Here is a 21,671-nt window from a genome sequence, read left to right on the forward strand (position 1 = left end):
GGGATTTTTTTATCCGACGCCGAGGGCATTACGCCTGGCGTTCGATGCCGAAGTGACGGTAGGCATGGCCGGTCGCGATGCGCCCACGTGGCGTGCGTTGAATGAAACCCTGCTGGATCAGGTAGGGCTCCAGCACATCCTCGATGGTCTCACGCTCCTCGCCGATCGCCGCCGCCAGGTTATCCAACCCAACCGGGCCGCCCATAAACTTGTCGATCACCGCCAACAGCAGCTTGCGATCCATATAGTCGAAGCCGGCGGCATCCACATCCAGCATATTCAGCGCCTGCGCCGCCACCGTCCCATCGATGTGGCCATCGGCGCACACCTCGGCAAAGTCACGCACCCGGCGTAACAGACGGTTGGCGATACGCGGCGTACCGCGCGAACGGCGTGCGATCTCTAACGCCCCCTCCTCCGTCAACGACAGCCCCAGGCACTGGGCGCTGCGCCCGACGATATGTTGCAGATCGGCCACCTGATAGAACTCTAAACGCTGCACGATGCCGAAACGATCGCGCAGCGGCGAGGTCAGCGAACCGGCGCGGGTGGTGGCGCCGACCAGGGTAAAGGGCGGCAGATCGATCTTGATGGAGCGTGCCGCCGGCCCCTCGCCGATCATGATATCCAGCTGGTAATCCTCCATCGCCGGATAGAGCACCTCCTCGACGACCGGGGAGAGGCGGTGGATCTCGTCGATAAACAGCACATCGTGCGGCTCTAAGTTGGTCAACATCGCCGCCAGATCGCCCGCCTTCTCCAACACCGGCCCCGAGGTGGTACGCAGATTCACGCCCATCTCATTGGCGACAATGTTAGCCAAGGTGGTCTTGCCCAGCCCCGGAGGGCCGAAGATCAATAGGTGATCCAACGCGTCGCCGCGCAGCTTGGCCGCCTTGATGAAGATCTCCATCTGCTCGCGGACCTGCGGCTGGCCGACATAATCGGCCAGGCTCTTCGGCCGGATTGCGCGATCGAGGAACTCCTCCTCGCTCTGGCTACCGGCGGAAATCAGACGATCGGCTTCTATCATCCCAAACTCTCCAGAGGGTTACAGAGCCGCGCGCAACGCGTCGCGGATCAGGGTTTCACTGTCCGCCCCGACGCTGGCTACCCGGTTGACCAGGCGGCTGGCCTCCTGCGGCTTATAGCCCAAGGCGATCAGCGCCGCCACCGCCTCACCCTCGGCATCGGCCTGAGTCTGCGGCTGGGCGCTCGGCGGCAAATCGTCCGACGGAGTGAACAGATCACCGCTCAGCCCCTTGAAGCGATCTTTCATCTCGACCACCAGACGTTCGGCGGTCTTCTTACCCACGCCCGGCAGCTTGATCAATGCGGCCACCTCTTCACGCTCCACCGCCGCGACGAATTGTTGTGCCGACATGCCCGACAGGATCGCCAGCGCCAGCTTCGGCCCGACGCCGTTGACCTTGATCAGCTCACGGAATAGCGCGCGCTCCTGCTTATTATTGAACCCATACAGCAGTTGGGCATCCTCACGCACCACGAAGTGAGTGAAAATTACCGCCTCGCTGCCAGGTTGCGGCAACTCATAAAAGCAGGTCATCGGCATCTGTACTTCGTAGCCGACGCCGCCGGCCTCCAGCAACACCTGTGGTGGCTGCTTTTCCAGAATCACTCCTCTGAGGCGACCAATCACGCGCACTTCCTCTCTGTCTCAGTCAAATATTCCCCCGCTTATACCATAAAAAAGGCTGGATGAATATCCAGCCTGATAGAAAGCGCGTCCTGCCCCACTCAGCGTAGGCGACCCCGCGCCAGATTGAGGCGCCCATCGCCGATACGCAGCGCGTTCTGGCTGACATGGCAGTGGGTGATCGCCACCGCCAGCGCATCGGCGGCGTCGGCTTGCGGGTTGGCGGGGAGTTTGAGCAAGGAGCGCACCATATGCTGCACCTGGGCCTTCTCCGCCCCCCCGTTACCCACCACCGTCTGTTTGATCTGGCGCGCCGCGTACTCAAACACCGGCAGGTCACGATTGACCGCCGCCACGATGGCGGCGCCGCGCGCCTGTCCCAGCTTGAGCGCCGAGTCGGCGTTCTTCGCCATAAACACCTGTTCGATGGCGAAGTAGTCGGGATTAAACTGGGTAATGATCTCGCTAACGCCGGCATAGACCAGCTTGAGGCGCGTCGGCAGATCATCGACAGCGGTGCGAATGCAGCCGCTGCCGAGATAGTCGAGTTGGCGCCCACACTGGCGGATCACGCCGTAACCGGTGATACGCGAGCCGGGGTCAATCCCGAGGATGATACTCATTCCAGAGTAGCCGCAACCTCGTCGGAGATTTCACCGTTGTGATACACTTCCTGCACATCGTCGCAGTCTTCCAGCATATCGATCAGGCGCAGCAGCTTCGGCGCAGTCTCCGCGTCCATGTCTGCTTGAGTCGAGGGGATCATGGAGACTTCGGCCGACTCGGCCACCAGGCCAGCCGCATCCAGCGCATCCTTCACCTTACCGAAGGTTTCCCACGGGGTGTAGACATCGATGGCGCCGTCATCATAGGTCACCACGTCATCGGCACCCGCTTCCAGCGCGGCATCCATCACGACGTCTTCATCCAGGCCCGGCGCGTAAGAGATCACCCCTTTCTTGGTGAACAGGTAGGATACGGAGCCGTCGGTACCCAGGTTACCGCCACACTTGGTGAAGGCATGACGCACTTCGGAAACGGTACGGTTACGGTTGTCGCTCAGGCACTCGACCATCACGGCGGTGCCGCCTGGGCCGTAGCCTTCATAGATGATGGTTTCCATGTTACCGTCGTCGTCGCCGCCGACGCCGCGGGCGATGGCGCGATTCAGGGTATCACGGGTCATGTTGTTGGACAGAGCCTTATCGACGGCCGCACGCAGACGCGGGTTAGCGTCCGGATCGCCGCCGCCCAGCTTGGCGGCGGTGACCAGCTCGCGAATGATCTTGGTAAAGATTTTACCGCGCTTGGCATCCTGCGCAGCCTTACGATGTTTGGTGTTGGCCCACTTACTATGACCTGCCATATAAATCTCCGCTAAAGGCGCAAAGGCCCTAAATAGTCAATATGCAAACGCCTGTCAACAAGCCAGACGGCCAGCATGGCCGCCCGGACAGGCAGGTAATCAAGGTACGAACTGTTCGATCGCCTGGCGGTTGCTCCAGGACTTGGTCAGCTCGGCGGCGGCGGCGGCGTCCATCCAGCGGTAAGCCAGATGTTCGCTCAGCGGGATCGCCCGCTCGTCAGGCAAGGCCAAGCAAAACCAATGCTCCAGATTGCGCGTCACCCCAGGCGCATAACGCCGACGCAGGTGCGCGAACAGCTCAAACTCCACGCAACGCTGGCAGTCCGTCAGCGTCAAATGCTCGTCGACGATGTCGATTCCCACTTCTTCCTTTACTTCACGCTGCGCGGCTTGCGGCGCCAACTCCCCCGCTTCCAGGCTGCCGGTAACCGACTGCCAAAAATCGGGGTCATCGCGCCGCTGCAACATCAGCACCCGTCCGCTCTGGCGCGCATAGATCACCACCAGCACGGATTCCGGACGCTTATAAGCCATTACTCGTCGTCACCCTGTTTCAGGCTGACGGCGATGGACAGCTCCTGCAACGCGGCCGGGTTGGCGCGGCTCGGCGCATCGGTCAGCGGACAGGCGGCGGCGGTCGTTTTCGGGAAGGCGATCACGTCACGGATATTCTCCGTGCCGGTCAGCAACATCACCAAACGGTCCAGACCGAAGGCCAGGCCGGCATGCGGTGGGGTGCCATACTTCAGGGCATCCAGCAGGAAGCCGAACTTCTCGCGCTGCTCCTGCTCATTGATGCCCAGAATGTCGAATACCGCCGACTGCATGGCACCGTTGTGAATACGCACCGAGCCGCCGCCCACTTCGTAACCGTTCATCACCATGTCGTAAGCGTTGGCGATCGCACCGACCGGATTGGCCTTCAGTGCTTCCGGACTGATATCACGCGGTGAGGTAAACGGATGGTGCATCGCCGCCAGACCGCCTTCGCCGTCCTCTTCGAACATCGGGAAGTCGATCACCCACAGCGGGGCCCAACGGGTTTCGTCGGTCAGTTTCAGGTCACGACCCACCTTCAGGCGCAGAGCGCCCATGGCATCGGTAGCCACCTTGGCGCTATCGGCGCCGAAGAAGATGATGTCGCCGCTCTCGGCCGCGCAACGCGCCAGGATACCTTCCAGCACCTCGGCGTTGAGGAACTTAGCGATCGGGCTCTGCACGCCATCCATCCCGGCGGCACGGTCGTTGACCTTCATCCAGGCCAGCCCCTTGGCGCCATAGATGCCGACAAACTGACCGTACTCGTCGATGTTCTTACGGGTCAGGCTGGCGCCACCCGGTACACGCAGCGCGATAACGCGTCCCTTGGCGTCGTTGGCCGGGCCAGAGAAGACTTTGAAATCGACGTTTTTAACCAGATCGGCCACGTCCACCAGCTCCAGCGGATTACGCAGATCCGGCTTATCGGAGCCGAAACGGCGCATCGCCTCGGCGAAGGTCATCACCGGGAAGTCGCCCAGATCGACGCCTTTGATCTCCAGCCACAGCGCGCGGGCCAACTCTTCCATGATTTCACGCACCTGCTCGGCGCTCATGAAGGAGGTTTCCACATCGATCTGGGTGAATTCCGGCTGGCGGTCGGCACGCAGGTCTTCATCGCGGAAGCATTTGACGATCTGATAGTAACGGTCGAAACCGGACATCATCAGCAACTGCTTAAACAGCTGCGGAGACTGCGGCAACGCGTAGAATTTGCCCTTATGGACTCGGCTCGGCACCAGGTAGTCACGCGCCCCTTCCGGCGTAGCCTTGGTCAGCATCGGGGTCTCGATATCCAGGAAGCCGTGGTTATCCATGAAACGACGCACGAATGCGGTGATCTTGGCGCGGGTCTTCAGACGCGCGGCCATCTCCGGACGACGCAGATCCAGGTAGCGGTACTTCAGGCGATTCTCTTCGCTGTTAGTCTGGTTAAAGTCCAGCGGCAGCGGCTCGGCGCGGTTGATGAGGGTCAGGCCATGGCCAAAGACTTCGATCTCCCCGGTTGGCATCTCGCTGTTACGCTGACTCTCCGGGCGAGCACGCACGGTGCCGGTGATCTGCACGCAAAACTCGTTACGCAGCTCAGAGGCCTGACGGAAAGCATCCTGATGATCCGGATCAAAGAACACCTGCACCACCCCTTCGCGGTCACGCAGATCGATGAAGATCAGACCACCCAGGTCGCGGCGGCGATGTACCCAACCGCACAGGGTCACTTCCTGGCCCACATGGGACAGATTCAACTGCCCGCAATAATTAGTACGCATAACGATATCCTTTGGCTTGCTTAATTTATTTTGCCGACGCCGCGCCCGGACAACCGGCCGGACACGTGCTGCCTGCGCAGCGCTCTGTTGAAGACGGTGTTTTGTCGGTACGTGGCTTAAAATCGGTCGCGTACCAGCCGTTTCCCTTTAACTGGAAACCGGCGGCTGAAATCTGTTTTTTCAAGGCAGGATGACCGCACGCCGGGCAATCGACCAGCGGTGCATCGGACATTTTTTGCAACTTCTCAAGATGATGATTGCAGTCGCTACAAACGTATTCGTAGATCGGCATAGCTCAGGCGGATTTACATGCTTGATGAAAAAAGGGGGCTATTATACTGGAAATTCCCCGCTGCGATAAGAGCGCGCGCGCACTTTGCACTGTTTCTCACCACCCTTCCCCCTCTGCCTAACTTGTTAGCTTTATGTTATATTTCAGGCGTGTTCATTATGGAGCCAACGGATGTTCTACTATGGGCTGCCGCAGTGGCAGCATGCCGCCTGGGCGAAGATCGGTCTGCACGACTTAGCCGACTATAGCCGTTACTTTAACTGCGTCGAAGGCAACACCACCTTCTATGCCCTGCCAACGCCCGAGTTGGTGCAGCGCTGGCGCGCCATGACCCACGACCACTTTCGTTTCTGCTTCAAATTTCCTTCCGCCATCAGTCACCAGGCGGCACTCCTGCATTGCGATCAACAGATTGGCGCTTTTTACCGTGCGCTGCAACCTCTGGATGGCCGCCTAGGGCAACTTTGGCTACAACTGCCGGCGGCCTGTGGCCCGGAGCATCTGCCGCGTCTGTGGCACTTTCTCGACGCCTTGCCGCGTGGCTTCCAGTATGGCGTCGAGGTTCGCCATCCAGCCTTCTTCGCCAAGGGCGAGGCCGAGCGCTCGCTTAATCACGGGCTGCGCCAACGCGCGATCAACCGCGTCATCCTCGACAGTCGCCCGGTACACCATGCCCGTCCCGACAGCCACGCCGTGCGCGAGGCACAGCGCAAGAAGCCGCAATTACCAGTACACGTGGTGATGAGCGGCAGCCAGCCAATGGTGCGCTTCGTCGGCGGCGACAATCTGGCGGCTAATCGCGAGTGGTTGCAGCCCTGGCTAGCACCGCTCCAGCGCTGGAGCCAAGAGGGCACCCCCTATCTGTTTATCCATACCCCGGACTGCCGCGACGCGCCGCAACAGGCGCAGGCGTTATGGCGTGCCCTGGCGCAGGCCGATGTCGCCGGACTGCCCGCGCGCCCCGATTGGCCGCAGCAGGCGGCGCTGTTCTGAACAGTGAGGCGGATTAAACGTAGGCTACAGTAAAAAAATCGACATACCTCAACAGATTAGTCAGGACATTCCTCTGTGCTACGGCTATCATTTACCAGTTCATACGATTAAGACTATGGAGCTTAAGAGAATGATAAGCGCGCTTTATGTTGTGCTTGGCGCACTATTATTAGTCACGTTTTCTTGGCAGGTAGTACGGCTGCGCATGCTCTATCGCGTCAGCTATGGCGATGGCGGCTTCTATGAGTTACAGACCGCCATCCGCATCCACGGCAACGCCGTGGAATACATTCCCATCGCCGCCATCCTGCTGGTGATGATGGAGATGAACGGTGCCCGAGTATGGATGGTGCATCTGTGTGGAATACTGCTGATCCTGGGGCGTATCATGCACGCCTGGGGATTGCGCCAACACGAGATGCATTGGCGCCGCTCCGGAATGAGTGCCACTTACCTCGCCCTGCTGCTGATGGTATTGGCTAACCTCTATTATCTCCCCTGGGGGCAAATGTTGCTCGGCGATTAACCGGCGTCCCGGCGGGATCGCCGGGTTCGCACCTTAGTCCCGACGCGGCCTGCGCGCCAGGCAAAATCCGCCCCACAACACCCCGAGCCATAGCGGTAGCAACAGCACCGAGATGCGGATGGCGGGCGTCAACGCCATGATCACCAAGATCAGGCCTAGAAAGGCCAAACAGAGGTAGTTGCCATAGGGATACCACAGCGCACGAAAATGGGTCACCACGCCCTGACGGTTCATCGCCGCCTTAAACTTGAGGTGCGCCATGCAGATCATCACCCAGTTAATCACCAGCGTCGAAACCACCAGCGCCATCAACAACGCAAACGCCTTACCCGGCATCAGGTAGTTGATCAGGATCACCAGTGAGGTAGTCAAACCCGATAAGGCGATCGAGCGCAGCGGGATACCACGGCGGCTAATCCGAGTAAGCCAATGCGGGGCATGGCCTTGCAGCGACAGCCCATACAGCATACGGCTATTCGAGTAGACGCAGCTGTTGTAGACCGATAACGCGGCCGTCAGGATCACCACGTTGAGTGCCGCCGCCACCGTCCCGCTATTCAGATGGGCGAAGATCATCACAAACGGGCTACTCGCCGCGTCGATCTGTGGCCAGGGGTACAGCATCAGCAGCACCAGCAGAGAACCGATATAGAAGATCAGGATACGGTAGACCACCTGATTGGTCGCCTTGGGGATACTCTTACGCGGCTCGCTGGCCTCGGCGGCGGTGATACCGATCAGCTCCAATCCACCGAACGAGAACATGATCACCGCCAGCGCCATCACTAATCCCCCCCAGCCGTGTGCCAGGAAGCCACCGTGACGCCAGAGGTTATCGAGCCCGGCCTGCGGTCCCGCCTCGCCGGAGAGCAGCAACCAGCTACCGAAGGCGATCATCCCCAGGATCGCGGCCACCTTGATCAGGGCGAACCAGAATTCGGTTTCGCCATACAGGCGCACGTTGACCATATTCAGCGCGTTGATCAGCACAAAGAACAGCGTGGCCCAGATCCAGGTCGGCACCTCCGGCCACCAATATTGCATGTAGATCCCGGCGGCGGTCAGCTCGGCCATGCCGACCAACACGAACATGACCCAATAGTTCCAGCCGGAGACGAAGCCGGCGAACGGCCCCCAGTAGCAGTGCGCAAAGTGGGCGAAGGAGCCCGCCACCGGCTCCTGAACCACCATCTCACCCAGTTGACGCATAATGAAAAAAGCGATCACCCCGCCGAGGGCATAGCCCAACAATACGGCTGGCCCGGCCAACTGGATCGCCGGACCGATGCCGAGAAACAGCCCGGTACCGACGGCGCCGCCTAGGGCGATCAGTTGAATATGTCGGTTTTTTAATCCCCTCTCCAGGGTGGTACTACTGTGCTGCGAATCGCCCATTTTTTCCTCTGTGCGATAGCGTCATGGTGGCTCTCTGAAGCGCGATCTCCGTGGCGTATCGTATTATTTTATTTACAACGCGCGGCGATTTGTATCACTGCAAACTATTGCAATCAAGATAAATATCATGCTAGTCCGCTGACTGCTGGCGGAATATTCAGCGAGCGTACCGTCGGTGAGGTGTCCGTCGACAAGGCGAAATGGCGCATAGCCGACGGCGGCCATCTTCTGCTAAACTATGCGCCCCTTATTGAAACTCCCTACATCCGCTATGTCTGACTGCGATAAAAATCCCGCACCGTGCGCCGGGCGCGACACGCTATTTTCCGCCCCGATCGCCAAGCTGGGCGACTGGACCTTTGATGAACGCGTGGCCGAAGTGTTTCCCGACATGATCCAGCGTTCGGTGCCTGGCTACTCCAACATCATCGCCATGATCGGTATGCTGGCGCAGCGCTTCGTCCTGCCGGGAACGCGGGTGTATGATCTCGGCTGCTCTCTGGGGGCCGCTACCCTCTCCATGCGCCGCAATATTCAGGCCGAGGGATGCGAGATCATCGCCATCGATAACTCACCGGCGATGGTCAGCCGTTGCCGCCGTCACATCGATGCCTTCCGTAGCCCAACGCCGGTTCAGGTGTTGGAAGCCGACATCCGCGATGTCGCCATCGAGAATGCCTCGCTGGTAGTGCTGAACTTTACCTTGCAGTTTCTCGCCCCGGACGATCGCCAGATCCTGCTGGATCGGATCTACCAGGGGTTGCTGCCGGGCGGTGCGCTGGTATTGTCGGAGAAGTTTAACTTCGCCGACACCACCGTTGGCGAACTGCTGTTCGATATGCACCATGACTTCAAGCGTGCCAACGGTTACAGCGAGCTGGAGATCAGCCAGAAGCGCAGCATGTTGGAGAACGTGATGCTGACGGATAGCGTCGAGACTCACAAACAGCGCCTGCACCAGGCAGGCTTCCAGCACGCCGAGACCTGGTTCCAGTGCTTTAACTTTGGTTCGCTACTGGCCATCAAGGAGACCCAGGAATGATCGACTTCGGCAACTTCTACGCCCAAATCGCCCACGGGCCGCTGAGTAAATGGTTGGAGGTGCTACCGGCCCAGTTGGCGGCCTGGCAGCGTGACTCCCTGCACGGTTACTTCCGCGACTGGAACAACGCGGTAGAGCGGCTGCCTGAACTGACGCCCTACCACCTGGATCTACTGCATGGCGTACACGCCGAGGCGGAGCAACCGCTGAGCGAAGGGCAACGCATCGGTATCGAAAAGATGTTACGCGCGTTGATGCCCTGGCGTAAGGGGCCATTCGATCTGTATGGCATTCACATCGATACGGAGTGGCGCTCGGATTGGAAATGGCAGCGCGTACTGCCGCATCTGTCGCCGCTGGCCGGGCGGACCATCCTCGATGTCGGCTGCGGTAGCGGCTATCACCTATGGCGCATGGTGGGCGCCGGCGCGCATTTGGCGGTGGGGATCGACCCGATGCAACTGTTCCTGTGCCAGTTCGAGGCGGTACGCAAACTGCTCGGCGGCGACCAACGCGCCCATCTGCTGCCCCTAGGCATCGAACAACTACCGGCACTGGGTGCCTTCGACACCGTCTTCTCGATGGGGGTGCTCTATCACCGCCGTTCACCGCTCGATCATCTGTATCAACTCAAGGATCAGTTGGTCAGCGGCGGCGAACTGCTGCTGGAGACGCTGGTGATCGAGGGTGATGCCCAGCAGGTGTTGGTCCCCGGCGAGCGCTACGCGCAGATGCGCAACGTCTACTTCATTCCCTCGGCCGCCATGTTGATTACCTGGCTAGAGAAGTGCGGTTTCTGTGACGTCCGCCTGGTCGATCAATGCCCGACTCGTGTCGAAGAGCAGCGCCGTACGAGCTGGATGACCAGCGAGTCTCTGGCCGAATTCCTCGACCCGCACGACGCCCGGAAGACCTGTGAAGGCTATCCGGCCCCACTGCGCGCCGCCTTCATCGCCCGCAAGCCCTAAGGCGAGCGGCGCAGAAAAAAGCCCCAACCACAAGGGATGGGGCTTGATGAGTGAGCGAACCCTCCGCTACAAGTTCGTACTGACTTCTACTGGAGATGGCGACTACAGGGCGTGGAGAGCGGATGCGACTCTGCGGCGACACAGGCTTCCGGCATCATCTGCAATGCCGCCTTCATCGCCTCGACCATGCCGCTGTCCACGCAATAGTGGCAAAATTCGTCGTTCTCTGCATGGCTCATACTCACGCCCGCCTTGCGATAACGCATCGTCGACGGCACGCAATGACCCGCCGAGGTATGCACCTCATGCAGGCCGATCTCCACGAACTTATGCAAGTTGGACAGGCGTACCCCGGCTCCGGCCATGATCAACGGCCCCTGGCTGGCTTGATGCAACTGACGCAACAGCGGCAAACCCGCTTCGGCGCTCTGTTGTTGACCCGACGTCAAGATACGCGCCACCCCTAAATCGGTTAGCTGCGCCAAGGCCAACATCGGATTGGCACACATGTCGAAGGCTCGGTGAAAGGTGATGGCCATCGGCCCGGCCAGCGTCATGAGCTGGCGCATACGATGCAGATCGATATGCCCCTCTTCATCCAATAAGCCGATCACCGCACCGGGAAACCCCAGATCGCGTACCAACGCCAGATCACGCTTCATCAAGGCAAACTCGCTATCGCTATAGCAAAAATCGCCGCCGCGTGGACGAATGATCGGATGCACCGGGATGCTCACCTGCTCACGGCACCCCACCAAGGTGCCGTAACTGGGGGTGATCCCCCCATCCTGCTGACTGGCACACAGCTCGATACGATCGGCCCCCGCCGCCTGAGCGGCCTCGGCACACGCCAACGAGTAGCAACAGACTTCTAACTTCACCATTCCAACCTCCGAATCAACAGCCAAAAGGGCGCCGAGATGAAAAATACTCATACCCATGCAGCCAATATTGAGGATCACCCCACGCCTCGCCTAGTCTGTTCCCTATAGCGTTTGAGTTTTTCCCCCATGCGCGTGATGATAAATTCGCCACCCGACGCACACAGCCGACTGGCAAGATCATGGCGCAACAGAAAAGTAACCGGTTGCAGCCTGAAGGATGCAATTAGCCTACTAAAGGATAATAGTGATGACATTTAATTTCGATGAAGTGATCGACCGCCGTCACAGTGACAGCGAGAAATGGGGCAAATATGCGGGACAGGACACAATTCCACTGTGGGTCGCCGATACCGACTTCCGCTCGCCACCGGCCGTCATCGAGGCCTTGCAACAGCGGGTGGCGCACGGCGTATTCGGCTACGGCGCGCCGCCCGCGTCGCTGATCGCCCTGTTTGTCGAGCGCATGGCGCAACGTTATCAGTGGACCATCCAACCCGACTGGCTGGTGTTCCTGCCGGGATTAGTCTGTGGTCTTAACCTCACGGTGCGCGCCCTGACCGCCGCGGATCAAGGCACCTTGGCCCCTCACCCTATCTACCCCCCTTTCATGAAGTCGGCCCACCTAGCCGGGCGTAGCCAGACGGCGATGCCACTCACCTTGCGTGACGGGCGTTGGGTGGTCGATCTGGCGGCGGCCGAGGCGGGAATGAGCGGACAGGAACGGCTATTGATGCTGTGTAACCCACAGAACCCAGGGGGAACGGTCTACCGGCGCGAGGAGTTGGCGGCACAGTTAGCCTTCGCCCAACGCCACGACCTGCTGATCTGTTCCGACGAGATCCACTGCGATCTCCTGCTGGAGCCGGGCGTACGCCACACGCCGATCGCCGCGCTGAGTTCCGATGCCGAACGGCGCAGCGTGACGCTGATGGCGCCCTCCAAGACCTTTAACATTGCCGGCCTCGGCGCCTCCGTCGCCATCATCCCCGATGCCCAGCTGCGTAGCCGCTTTATCGCGGCACGTACCGGCATCGTCCCGCAAGTCGATATCCTGGCCTTCGTCGCCGCTGAGGCCGCCTATCGCCACGGCCAACCCTGGCTGGATGCACAGTTGGACTATCTGCGCGCCAATCGCGATCACCTTAGCGCGCGCATCAACGCCATGCCGGGGCTACGTACCGTCAGCGTCGAGGGGAGCTACCTGGCCTGGATCGATGCCAGCGCCCTGCCCGTCGAGCAACCGCAGGCGTTCTTCGAGCGCGCGGGGGTCGGGCTCTCCGACGGGGCCGACTTCGGCGCGCCACGCTTCGTGCGCCTCAACTTCGGCTGTCGGCGCGCCCTGCTCGATCAGGCGCTGGATCGTATGGCGCAGGCCATCGCCACGCTCTAGGTTAGGCGCGCTCGCTGGCGACGATCGCCCGCAAGGTATAGGGGTGAAACTTGATCGTCGTCAGCCGATCACCGACGGCGAGCGTCGGATTGGGCAAACGCTCGCCTTCGCCCTGCGGGTGGCTAAAGGTGAGGCTGATCCCCGGCGCGAGCAACCCCTCATCCGGCAGCAATGCCAGGGCACGGCTATGCAGCGTGGCCGGATCGCCCGCCAAGACCAGCTCCACATGCTGCCAGCCCTGATGCGGGTAGCGCTTCGCCCCCGGATACGGCAGCTCGACACAGTCTATCGACCAAGGCCCGACGCGTAGCGGTTGCGCCAGATCGAATAGACAGATCGGGCGGCCATTGATCGGATTCTCGGCCAGCAACGTGGCGCAACGCAGGAAGCCACGCCGCCAGCGCTCGGCGGTCTCCCGTTCGTTGCAACGCAGCGAGATGTGATCCGCCGTGAAACGTGCCAGATCCAGCGACAGTGAGTCCGCCAGCGCCGTTAATGCCGCTTCGAAACGCGTCAGATCCGCCGCTAACTCCTGTAGCTCGTCGATATCGGCTAAGTTATTCATGCCCTCTCCCGTGATGATAGGTGCATCGCCCCTGACGGCGACGCCAAAACCGAGGCGCGTACTCTACCGCGCCGCGCGCGCCACATCCATCCCCCACGCGTGCCCCCACAGGGAAAGGCGCACAGGTGCTGACGGCAGTAGTGATTTCACCTATAATGGCCGGCTGTTTTCCGTCGCATCATATCATTCGGCGGTTAGGATTCGGTTTTCACATTCACGATGCCGGCGCCCACGGCGACCGGTGCGAACAGCTTAAGGTAACCCTGTGAATATTCAGGCACTTATTTCAGATAAAGTCACTCAGGCGCTGGTTGCAGCCGGTGCGCCGGCCGACAGCGAGGCCCTGGTTCGTCCTTCCGCCAAAGTCCAGTTCGGCGACTATCAGGCCAATGGCATCATGGCGGCGGCGAAAAAAATGGCTATGCCTCCACGCCAACTCGCCGAGCAGGTGGTGGCCAATCTGGCCCTGGATGGGATCGCCAGCAAGGTAGAGATTGCCGGCCCGGGTTTCATCAATATCTTCCTCGACGCCGCCTGGCTGGCTGACCAGGTCGATGCCGCACTGGCGGATCCACGCCTGGGCGTCGCTCGCGTCGCGCCGCAGACCATCGTCGTGGACTACTCTGCCCCAAACGTCGCCAAAGAGATGCACGTCGGTCATCTGCGTTCCACCATCATCGGCGATGCCGCGGTACGCACCCTGGAGTTCCTCGGTCATAACGTCATTCGTGCCAACCATGTCGGCGACTGGGGTACCCAGTTCGGCATGCTGATCGCCTATCTGGAAAGGGTGCAAAGCGAAAGTCAGGCTGGCGAGATGGCCCTGGCCGATCTGGAAGCCTTCTACCGTGAAGCCAAGAAGCACTATGATGAGGACGCCGCCTTCGCCGAACGCGCACGCGGTTACGTGGTCAAGCTGCAGGGCGGTGACGAATACTGCCGTGAGATGTGGCGTAAGCTGGTCGACATCACCATGCGCCAGAACCAGCGCAACTACGATCGTCTGAACGTCACCCTGACCGATGACGATGTGATGGGCGAGAGCCTGTACAACCCGATGCTGCCGGGCATCGTGGCCGATCTGAAGGCCAAAGGGCTGGCGACGGAGAGCGAAGGCGCCACCGTGGTGTTCCTCGACGAGTTCAAGAATAAAGAAGGTGAGCCGATGGGGGTCATCGTCCAGAAGAAGGACGGCGGCTACCTGTACACCACCACCGACATCGCCTGCGCCAAATATCGCTACGAGACACTCGGCGCCAATCGTATCCTCTACTATATCGACTCACGCCAGCATCAGCATCTGATGCAAGCCTGGGCCATCGTGCGCAAGGCGGGTTATGTCCCGGAATCCGTCAGTCTGGAGCACCACATGTTCGGCATGATGTTGGGCAAGGACGGTAAACCGTTCAAGACCCGCGCCGGCGGCACCATCAAGCTGGCCGATCTGCTGGATGAAGCCACCGAGCGCGCCGCCAAGCTGATCGCCGACAAGAACCCCGAGCTGAGTGGCGACGAGCTGAAAGAGCTGGTGGAAGTGGTCGGTATCGGCGCAGTCAAGTATGCGGATCTCTCCAAGAACCGCACCACCGACTATATCTTCGACTGGGACAATATGCTGGCCTTCGAGGGCAATACCGCCCCCTATATGCAGTATGCCTACACCCGTGTGGCCTCCATCTTCAAACGCGCGGGTATCGATGAGAACAGCCTCAGCGGTGCCGTCATCCTGACAGAGGAGCGTGAGAAGGCGCTGGCGACTCGCCTGATGCAGTTTGAGGAGACCATCCTGACGGTGGCGCGCGAAGGCACCCCGCACGTCATGTGCGCTTACCTGTATGAGGTCGCCGGGTTGTTCTCCAGCTTCTACGAAGCCTGTCCGATCCTCAACGCCGACGACGAGCACGTCCGCGCCAGCCGCCTGAAGCTGGCCGCCTTAACGGCACGCACGCTGAAAACCGGCCTGGATACCCTGGGTATCAAGACCGTCGAGCGTATGTAACCGCCCAGGCATATGCCGCATCGCAAGCCACCCGCTGTCTAGCCGGTGGCTTTTTTATTCGCCGCCCGGCGTCCGGGCATGGCGGTTTAGGCCGATCGCCGCCTCCCGATACCGCCCCCGACCGAGCCGAGCGGGCAAAGCGATCCGCCGCCGACGCCAGCGGGGCAGATCACGCCTGGCAGGGTGAGTCTGTGCCGCGCGACACCATCGCCAAGGTCGCGCCGTGATCCGATGAACGATGCGGGGAAAAAAAATCCCCGGCAATGCCGGGGAGTCGGCGCGCACCGAACCTAGCGCCGCCGTGGCGCGCGTGACGCGCTGAGGGAATGCCGAGCGCGGATAGGCGTTATAACACCGCGCTACGGGTAAAATCGCGCAGGCGGAAACCCAGTAGCGCCAATACCGCAAAGTAGCTGGCGGCACCGGCGATCACCAGCCCCATCAGCCGCAACAGGCGATAAGGCATGCCGCCGACATCCCAGGCGGGCATCCACCACATCATGCCGACCAAGACGGCCGCCATCACCAACACCGCCGCCAACAGCTTCAACAGGAAGCCCAACCAACCGGCTAACGGCGTGAACAACTTCTGACGGCGCAGCTGCCAGTAGAGCAAACCGGCATTGAGGCAGGCGGCCAAGCCGATAGAGAGCGAGAGCCCGGCGTGCTTCAACGGACCGATAAAGATCAGGTTCATCACTTGGGTCAGGATCAGCGTCACGATGGCGATCTTGACCGGTGTCTTGATGTCCTGGCGTGAGTAAAAACCCGGTGCCAAGATCTTGACCATGATGATCCCCAGTAATCCCACCGAATAGGCGACCAAGGCACGCTGCGTCATCGCCGCATCAAAGGCGTTGAATTTACCGTATTGGAATAGCGCCACCGTCAACGGCTTAGCGATCACGCCGAGCGCCACGGCACAGGGTAAGGCCAGCAGGAAACAGAGGCGCAGCCCCCAGTCGAGCAGGCGGTTATAGTCGTCCAGCCGCCCCGAGGAGAAGCTCTTCGCCAGCGAGGGCAGCAGGATCGTTCCCAGCGCAACCCCGAGGACACCCGAGGGCAACTCCATCAGCCGGTCGGCGTAATACATCCAGGAGACCGAGCCGGAGACCAAAAAAGAGGCGAAGATGGTATTGATGATCAGGGATATCTGGCTCACGGAGACCCCAACGATCGCCGGCCCCATCAGCTTAAGCACTCGCCAGACACCCCGATCGTGCAGATTGATGCGCGGCAAGACCAACATGCCGATCTTCTTCAAATGCGGCAACTGATAACCCAGTTGCAAGACGCCCCCCACCAGCACCGCCCACGCCAGCGCCAACACCGGCGGATGGAAATAGGGCGCGGCGAACAGCGAGAAACCGATCATGCTGACGTTAAGCAACGTCGGGGCAAAGGCCGGTACCGAGAAGCGGTTCCAGGTATTCAGCACCGCGCCGGCCATCGAAGCCAGCGAGATCAACAGAATATAGGGAAAGGTAATGCGCAGCAGCGCACTGGTCAGCGCAAACTTATCCGGCGTATCGGCGAAGCCGGGAGCGGTGGCATAGATGACCCAGGGGGCGGCCACCATCCCCGCCACGGTCACCAGCGCCAAGATCAGGGTCAACAGGCCGCTGACATAGGCGACGAAGGTACGCGTCGCCTCCTCGCCCTGTTGGTTCTTATACTCCGCAAGAATCGGCACGAATGCCTGAGAGAAGGCGCCCTCGGCGAAGATACGCCGCAAAAGGTTAGGCAGTTTAAAGGCGACAAAGAAGGCATCGGTCGCCATCCCGGCACCAAAGATCCTTGCTACCAGCGCGTCGCGGGCGAAGCCCAACACGCGCGAAAACATGGTCATCGAGCTGACCGCAGCCAGTGATTTAAGTAGATTCATCGGTTCATCGTCAGGGTTGCGGCCCCGCCGTCCATCGCTGGCGGGGTGGAAATAGGCCAACTAGTCTACTTATCCCCGAACGAATAGCCAGTGCAGGATGTAACAAAAGGCTCGGATTTCAGACGCTAGGCGCGATATTGCGCAGTGGGAGGAGGGCTGGGGCCACGACGGGGCCCCGCGCCGTTTATTCGTCGGACAACAGGCTCGCCAAACGCCGTTTCAAGTCGGCGACCTCCGCCTCCAGCGCCGTGACTCGTGCGCTCAATTCATCCGTCTCCACCGCCGCGCTCGCTGTATCTGCCGCGGCGCTCTCCGCCCCGATCGCCGCCTCGCCGCAGAAGAGATGCGCGTAGCGACTCTCTCGCCGTCCCGGCTCACGCGCCAGACGCACGACGAAGGGGCCATCTTCACGCTCCGCCAGGCGGTTCAGCGCCTGCTCCGCCTCATTGACATCGGCGAAGGCATACAGCCGGTTGCTACGGGTACGCAGCTCTCCCGGTGTCTGTGGACCACGCAGTAACAGGCAGCAGATCAGCGCGACCTCCGCCGGGCTGAAGCGCAGATCGCCAAACTCGGAGTTGCAGAAGCGGTGTTCATACTTCACCACGCGACTGCCCGGGGCGTTGATGCTACGGATCTGATGCTTACGTACCAACAGATCCAGGGCGTTCTGCACCTCGCTTTCGCTCAGATCCAATACCGGCTCTCGATTGGTCTTCTGGTTGCAGGCGGTGGTCAGGGCATTAAGCGATAACGGATACTGTTCCGGCGTCGTGACCTGCTTCTCAAGGAAGCAGCCGATGACGCGTGCCTCGATCGGGGAAAGAATATGTTTAATCATCTGCGGTTATCTCCTGGTAAACCCGGCCATGGGGCCGCATCAGCGCCCCGGCGTCCAATCGGGGGTAGTCAAGGCGGTCAGCACGTGATCCTGCCACTTCCCATTGATTAATAAATAGTTTTTAGCATAGCCCTCTTTTTCAAAGCCGAGGCGCTGCAGTAGCGCGCCGCTGCGCTGATTATGGGGCATGTAGTTGGCCATAATGCGATGCATGCGTTGCTGGCGTTGCATATAACGGATCGCCGACTGCAACCCCTCATACATCATCCCCTGCCCCTGCCACTTGGCCGCGACAGAGTAACCGAGGAAACAGGCATGAAAGGCGCCGCGCAGCACGTTGCTGAAGTTGGCGACCCCACGCACCTCCTGCTCATCTTGCCCCAGCAAAATAAAATAGAAGGCGCTACCCTGCTTCTGGAGTTCACGGATCATCGACAAGCGCGCCTGCCAACCAGAAGGATAACAGTGGCTTTCATCGCGTATCGGCTCCCAAGGACGCAAGAAGTCTCGATTTTCCGCGTAGTAATCCGCCAGTCGGTGGGCATCGCGCTCGCTTACCAAACGAACGACTAACCGATCCGTGGTCAGGTGGACCTTAGGGCCCGTGTTGCCATAGCCAAACATGCATCCCTCCGTATGCGTTGCCCTCATCGAATAGCGCCGCACCGCGCGTGGCCCGCGAACGCTGTTACTGATTACTATAACCTCTCCCTCTTCCGGCGGTAAGTCATTGACTGATGTTATAATGTCCAAACGCGCCGCCCCGTCAGCAATTTCTCTCGGTTCTGCTGGCTAGTTAACGCTATATGCCAAAATTTTCTGAATCCACAATACAATTTACTGTTTATTCAGCCATTCTATGACTTCCTCTGTCATTAGTGCCCAGAACGGGCGAAAATAGTACCGCTCGGTATCAATTTCTTACTTGCGCTTACGCTTAATGGTGGAACATGTCGCTGGTATTACAGGCCAGGCGATCGGGAAAATACTTTCTGCTGATCGATAACCTACTGGTCGTGCTCGGTTTCTTTGTTGTATTCCCGTTAATCTCTATCCGCTTTGTCGACCAATTAGGTTGGGCGGCACTGATGGTCGGTATCGCCCTCGGCCTCCGTCAGCTGCTACAACAGGGGCTCGGCATTTTCGGCGGCGCCATCGCCGATCGCGTCGGCGCTAAGCCGATGATCGTCATCGGCATGTTGCTACGCGCCGCCGGCTTCGCCACGATGGCGGTCGCCAGTGAGCCGTGGATCCTATGGGCCTCCTGCGCCCTCTCCGCCCTCGGCGGTACGTTGTTCGATCCCCCGCGAACGGCCTTGGTGATCAAGCTGACTCGTCCCCATGAGCGTGGGCGCTTCTACTCGTTGCTGATGATGCAAGATAGCGCCGGCGCGGTGGTCGGCGCGCTGATCGGTAGCTGGCTATTGGCCTATGACTTCCACTATGTCTGCTGGACCGGCGCATTGATCTTCGTACTGGCCGCCGCCTGGAACGCGTGGCTGCTCCCCGCCTATCGCCTATCGACGGTCCGTGCGCCGGTCGGCGAAGGGATGCTACGCGTGATCCGCGATCGCCGCTTCCTCACCTATGTGCTCACCCTGACCGGCTACTACGTGTTAGCGGTGCAAGTGATGTTGATGCTGCCGATCGTCGTCAACGATATCGCCGGTGGACCAAGCGCCGTTAAATGGATGTACGCCATCGAGGCGGCGCTATCGCTGACGCTGCTCTATCCCATCGCCCGCTGGAGCGAGAAGCGCTTCCGGTTGGAGCAGCGCCTGATGTTTGGTCTGCTACTGATGACCCTAAGTCTGTTCCCGGTGGGTCTCAGCGGCTCACTCCCGTCGCTGTTCGCCCTGATCTGCTGCTTCTATCTCGGTTCGATCATCGCCGAGCCGGCGCGGGAAACCCTGAGCGCCTCGCTGGCCGACGCGCGGGCGCGGGGCAGCTACATGGGCTTCAGTCGTCTGGGTCTGGCGCTGGGGGGCGCCCTGGGTTATACCGGTGGCGGTTGGATGTATGACCTCGGGCGCTCCTTCGCCATGCCCGAGCTGCCGTGGGCCTTGCTCGGCCTGATCGGCCTATTGACCTTAGCGATACTGTATTGGCAGTTTAGCCTACGTGCGCCCTGTGCGGTCCGTCAGCCGCGCTCCAGCTGACCCCGGCGGCGGGGATTCGGCCTTATCCGATCCCCGTCGTGCGCCATAAGGTGTATGCTGTCATGGAGTTAGCGCATGATACGCCTCTCCAGGCACGGGTTTTTCCCCCGCGCGCGCTGTGTCACAATGCATTTTTTCCTGCGGGTTGTTCCCGCCGCCGAGGCTTGATTAATGAAAAAACTATGGTTCACCGCCGCCCTGTTGGCGGCCGGTCTCTTGTTGAGCGCCTGTAATAAGCTGACCAGTTACAGCATCAGCGAGCAGCAGATTAACAGCTACCTGGAGAAACACAGCCAGTTTGAAAAACAGATCGGGGTTCCCGGCTTGGTGGATGCCCGTATCACCCTCAGCCAACTCAGCAGCCAAATCGGGCGTAGCGAGCCGAACACCATCACCCTGAGTGGCCATGCCAACGTCGCCATCAGCTCGATCCTCGGCCCCCAGCAGAGCGAGTTGACGCTAACCTTGCGCGCCAAACCGGTCTATCAGCGTGAACAGGGGGCTATCTACCTACGCGATCTGACGCTGGTGGATTACCAGGTGCAACCGCAGAAGATGGAGACCATCATGAAGGTGCTGGCCCCCTATCTAAACCAGTCGCTGCGGACCTACTTCGACCAGGAGCCGGCCTACGTGCTCAACCCGGAGAAGAGCAATGCCGAGGCCATCGCGCGTAAACTGGCCAAGGGACTCGAAGTCAAACCCGGCGAGCTGGTGATCCCGTTGACGGAGTGATCGTCACGCCGCATCGCCAGGCTATCATGACAACGGCGCCCTTGGGCGCCGTTGTCGTCGGTAAGATCGGTACGGTGTTTAGGCGTCGCCCGCCTCGTCAGCGACGTCCTCATCCTCCGCCAGATCGTCACGCAGCGCCTGCAACACCTCACGCGCCAGCTCCGCCAGCGTACGATAGAATGGCGTGCGCGCATGCGCTTCAACCTTGCCTAAAAACGCCCCGGCCCAGGGCATCAGATAGCTATCGAACAGGCTGGCCTGCGCCAGCAGTTCATCGCTCTGCGCCTGATCTTCCAACCAGGAAGCCGCCAGCAGCAACTGGGCGAAACTGTCCGCCGCGCCGCTTCCCAACGGCATGCCGCGCTGTAGCAGGAAATCACGCACCTGCTGCTCACAGGCCCCCTCCACATAGGCGCTGCGCTGAGTCGCTACCGCTCCATCCGCACCGAACAGCGCCTGATAATCCTGAGCCAATGCCTGACGATCGGTGGCCGCCGCCTGGAGACGCGTCAACAATGCCTCCTGCTCCAACGGCCAGTGCTGCGCCAGACGATTCTGCTGCAACAGGGTAAACAGCGGATCCAACAGGGGATCCTGTGGCTGGCGGGCGAACAGCGAACCCAGCAGACGACATACCATGGAAAACTCGTTCATATCCGTTCCTG

22 protein-coding genes are annotated in these 21,671 nt (G+C 60.4%); 8 read left to right on the forward strand and 14 right to left on the reverse strand.

Annotated features, from left to right (window positions below; genetic code table 11):
- Nucleotides 1-28 precede the first annotated feature (28 nt).
- The 7 genes from ruvB to ACEQFP_RS09395 all read right to left on the reverse strand — a co-directional run bounded on the left by ruvB (nt 29) and on the right by ACEQFP_RS09395 (nt 5,624).
- Nucleotides 29-1,033, reverse strand: coding sequence for a Holliday junction branch migration DNA helicase RuvB (gene ruvB / locus ACEQFP_RS09365; protein WP_005284896.1), 1,005 nt, complete (start codon nt 1,031-1,033; stop codon nt 29-31).
- An 18-nt stretch (nt 1,034-1,051) separates the two neighbouring features.
- Nucleotides 1,052-1,660: a Holliday junction branch migration protein RuvA gene (gene ruvA, locus ACEQFP_RS09370; RefSeq protein WP_097363956.1), complete on the reverse strand. Its 609-nt coding sequence runs from the start codon at nt 1,658-1,660 to the stop codon at nt 1,052-1,054.
- A 98-nt stretch (nt 1,661-1,758) separates the two neighbouring features.
- The gene (gene ruvC / locus ACEQFP_RS09375; RefSeq protein ID WP_005284890.1) at nt 1,759-2,280 is read right to left on the reverse strand and encodes a crossover junction endodeoxyribonuclease RuvC; all 522 of its coding nucleotides are present in this window, start codon (nt 2,278-2,280) and stop codon (nt 1,759-1,761) included.
- Nucleotides 2,277-3,023 (reverse strand): YebC/PmpR family DNA-binding transcriptional regulator, encoded by a 747-nt coding sequence (locus tag ACEQFP_RS09380; RefSeq protein ID WP_005293145.1) that lies wholly within the window; start codon nt 3,021-3,023, stop codon nt 2,277-2,279. The genes ruvC and ACEQFP_RS09380 overlap by 4 nt, the downstream gene beginning before the upstream one ends.
- A gap of 99 nt (nt 3,024-3,122) precedes the next feature.
- Nucleotides 3,123-3,557, reverse strand: coding sequence for a dihydroneopterin triphosphate diphosphatase (gene nudB, locus ACEQFP_RS09385; RefSeq protein ID WP_005284881.1), 435 nt, complete (start codon nt 3,555-3,557; stop codon nt 3,123-3,125).
- Nucleotides 3,557-5,332: an aspartate--tRNA ligase gene (aspS, locus tag ACEQFP_RS09390; RefSeq protein ID WP_005293141.1), complete on the reverse strand. Its 1,776-nt coding sequence runs from the start codon at nt 5,330-5,332 to the stop codon at nt 3,557-3,559. Before aspS ends, nudB begins: the two co-directional genes overlap by 1 nt.
- A gap of 25 nt (nt 5,333-5,357) precedes the next feature.
- Nucleotides 5,358-5,624 carry an FmdB family zinc ribbon protein gene (locus ACEQFP_RS09395; protein ID WP_071523947.1) on the reverse strand — a complete coding sequence of 89 codons (267 nt, stop codon included), beginning with the start codon at nt 5,622-5,624 and terminating at the stop codon, nt 5,358-5,360.
- A 171-nt stretch (nt 5,625-5,795) separates the two neighbouring features.
- Here ACEQFP_RS09395 and ACEQFP_RS09400 point away from each other — a divergent pair, with 171 nt between their 5' ends.
- Nucleotides 5,796-6,617 carry a DUF72 domain-containing protein gene (locus ACEQFP_RS09400; RefSeq protein WP_097363957.1) on the forward strand — a complete coding sequence of 274 codons (822 nt, stop codon included), beginning with the start codon at nt 5,796-5,798 and terminating at the stop codon, nt 6,615-6,617.
- 130 nt (nt 6,618-6,747) lie between these two features.
- Nucleotides 6,748-7,143 carry an MAPEG family protein gene (locus ACEQFP_RS09405; protein ID WP_005293138.1) on the forward strand — a complete coding sequence of 132 codons (396 nt, stop codon included), beginning with the start codon at nt 6,748-6,750 and terminating at the stop codon, nt 7,141-7,143.
- Between the two features lie 33 nt (nt 7,144-7,176).
- Here the strand turns inward: ACEQFP_RS09405 and ACEQFP_RS09410 are convergent, their stop codons facing one another.
- Complete coding sequence (locus ACEQFP_RS09410) at nt 7,177-8,538, reverse strand: amino acid permease (protein ID WP_005284865.1); 1,362 nt, start codon at nt 8,536-8,538, stop codon at nt 7,177-7,179.
- A gap of 271 nt (nt 8,539-8,809) precedes the next feature.
- Here ACEQFP_RS09410 and cmoA point away from each other — a divergent pair, with 271 nt between their 5' ends.
- Nucleotides 8,810-9,580: a carboxy-S-adenosyl-L-methionine synthase CmoA gene (gene cmoA / locus ACEQFP_RS09415; RefSeq protein ID WP_005284859.1), complete on the forward strand. Its 771-nt coding sequence runs from the start codon at nt 8,810-8,812 to the stop codon at nt 9,578-9,580.
- A complete protein-coding gene (cmoB, locus tag ACEQFP_RS09420) occupies nt 9,577-10,548 on the forward strand; it encodes a tRNA 5-methoxyuridine(34)/uridine 5-oxyacetic acid(34) synthase CmoB (RefSeq protein ID WP_005293133.1) in 972 nt (323 codons plus the stop codon). Before cmoA ends, cmoB begins: the two co-directional genes overlap by 4 nt.
- An 86-nt stretch (nt 10,549-10,634) precedes the next feature.
- On the opposite strand, the gene cutC is transcribed toward cmoB, so the two are convergent.
- Nucleotides 10,635-11,432 carry a copper homeostasis protein CutC gene (cutC, locus tag ACEQFP_RS09425; protein WP_005293131.1) on the reverse strand — a complete coding sequence of 266 codons (798 nt, stop codon included), beginning with the start codon at nt 11,430-11,432 and terminating at the stop codon, nt 10,635-10,637.
- Between the two features lie 247 nt (nt 11,433-11,679).
- Here cutC and ACEQFP_RS09430 point away from each other — a divergent pair, with 247 nt between their 5' ends.
- Entirely contained in the window at nt 11,680-12,822 is a 1,143-nt protein-coding gene (locus tag ACEQFP_RS09430) for a MalY/PatB family protein (RefSeq protein ID WP_005284843.1), read from the forward strand.
- 1 nt (nt 12,823) lies between these two features.
- On the opposite strand, the gene ACEQFP_RS09435 is transcribed toward ACEQFP_RS09430, so the two are convergent.
- On the reverse strand, nt 12,824-13,387 hold the full coding sequence (locus ACEQFP_RS09435) for a VOC family protein (RefSeq protein ID WP_005284840.1): 564 nt from the start codon (nt 13,385-13,387) through the stop codon (nt 12,824-12,826).
- A gap of 265 nt (nt 13,388-13,652) precedes the next feature.
- Between ACEQFP_RS09435 and argS the strand changes: the two genes are divergently transcribed.
- Nucleotides 13,653-15,386, forward strand: a complete 1,734-nt coding sequence (gene argS, locus ACEQFP_RS09440) for an arginine--tRNA ligase (RefSeq protein WP_005284834.1) — start codon at nt 13,653-13,655, stop codon at nt 15,384-15,386.
- A gap of 346 nt (nt 15,387-15,732) precedes the next feature.
- Here the strand turns inward: argS and murJ are convergent, their stop codons facing one another.
- From murJ to rimJ, 3 genes are all read right to left on the reverse strand, one after another.
- Nucleotides 15,733-17,271, reverse strand: coding sequence for a murein biosynthesis integral membrane protein MurJ (murJ, locus tag ACEQFP_RS09445; protein ID WP_005284831.1), 1,539 nt, complete (start codon nt 17,269-17,271; stop codon nt 15,733-15,735).
- Between the two features lie 184 nt (nt 17,272-17,455).
- Nucleotides 17,456-18,112: a DUF480 domain-containing protein gene (locus tag ACEQFP_RS09450; RefSeq protein WP_370546819.1), complete on the reverse strand. Its 657-nt coding sequence runs from the start codon at nt 18,110-18,112 to the stop codon at nt 17,456-17,458.
- A 39-nt stretch (nt 18,113-18,151) separates the two neighbouring features.
- On the reverse strand, nt 18,152-18,736 hold the full coding sequence (rimJ, locus tag ACEQFP_RS09455; protein ID WP_005293125.1) for a ribosomal protein S5-alanine N-acetyltransferase: 585 nt from the start codon (nt 18,734-18,736) through the stop codon (nt 18,152-18,154).
- 326 nt (nt 18,737-19,062) lie between these two features.
- On the opposite strand from rimJ, the gene mdtH reads away from it, so the two are divergent.
- Both mdtH and ACEQFP_RS09465 read left to right on the forward strand, forming a co-directional pair.
- Nucleotides 19,063-20,271, forward strand: coding sequence for a multidrug efflux MFS transporter MdtH (mdtH, locus tag ACEQFP_RS09460; RefSeq protein ID WP_005284822.1), 1,209 nt, complete (start codon nt 19,063-19,065; stop codon nt 20,269-20,271).
- Between the two features lie 171 nt (nt 20,272-20,442).
- Nucleotides 20,443-21,006 carry a lipoprotein gene (locus ACEQFP_RS09465; protein WP_370546820.1) on the forward strand — a complete coding sequence of 188 codons (564 nt, stop codon included), beginning with the start codon at nt 20,443-20,445 and terminating at the stop codon, nt 21,004-21,006.
- Nucleotides 21,007-21,084: 78 nt separating this feature from the next.
- On the opposite strand, the gene ACEQFP_RS09470 is transcribed toward ACEQFP_RS09465, so the two are convergent.
- Nucleotides 21,085-21,660, reverse strand: coding sequence for a molecular chaperone (locus tag ACEQFP_RS09470; RefSeq protein WP_370546822.1), 576 nt, complete (start codon nt 21,658-21,660; stop codon nt 21,085-21,087).
- Between the last annotated feature and the right edge of the window lie 11 nt (nt 21,661-21,671).

Origin of the sequence: Edwardsiella sp. A.80236 (genome assembly GCF_044540725.1) — a bacterium.
Taxonomy (GTDB): Bacteria; Pseudomonadota; Gammaproteobacteria; order Enterobacterales; family Enterobacteriaceae; genus Edwardsiella; species Edwardsiella tarda.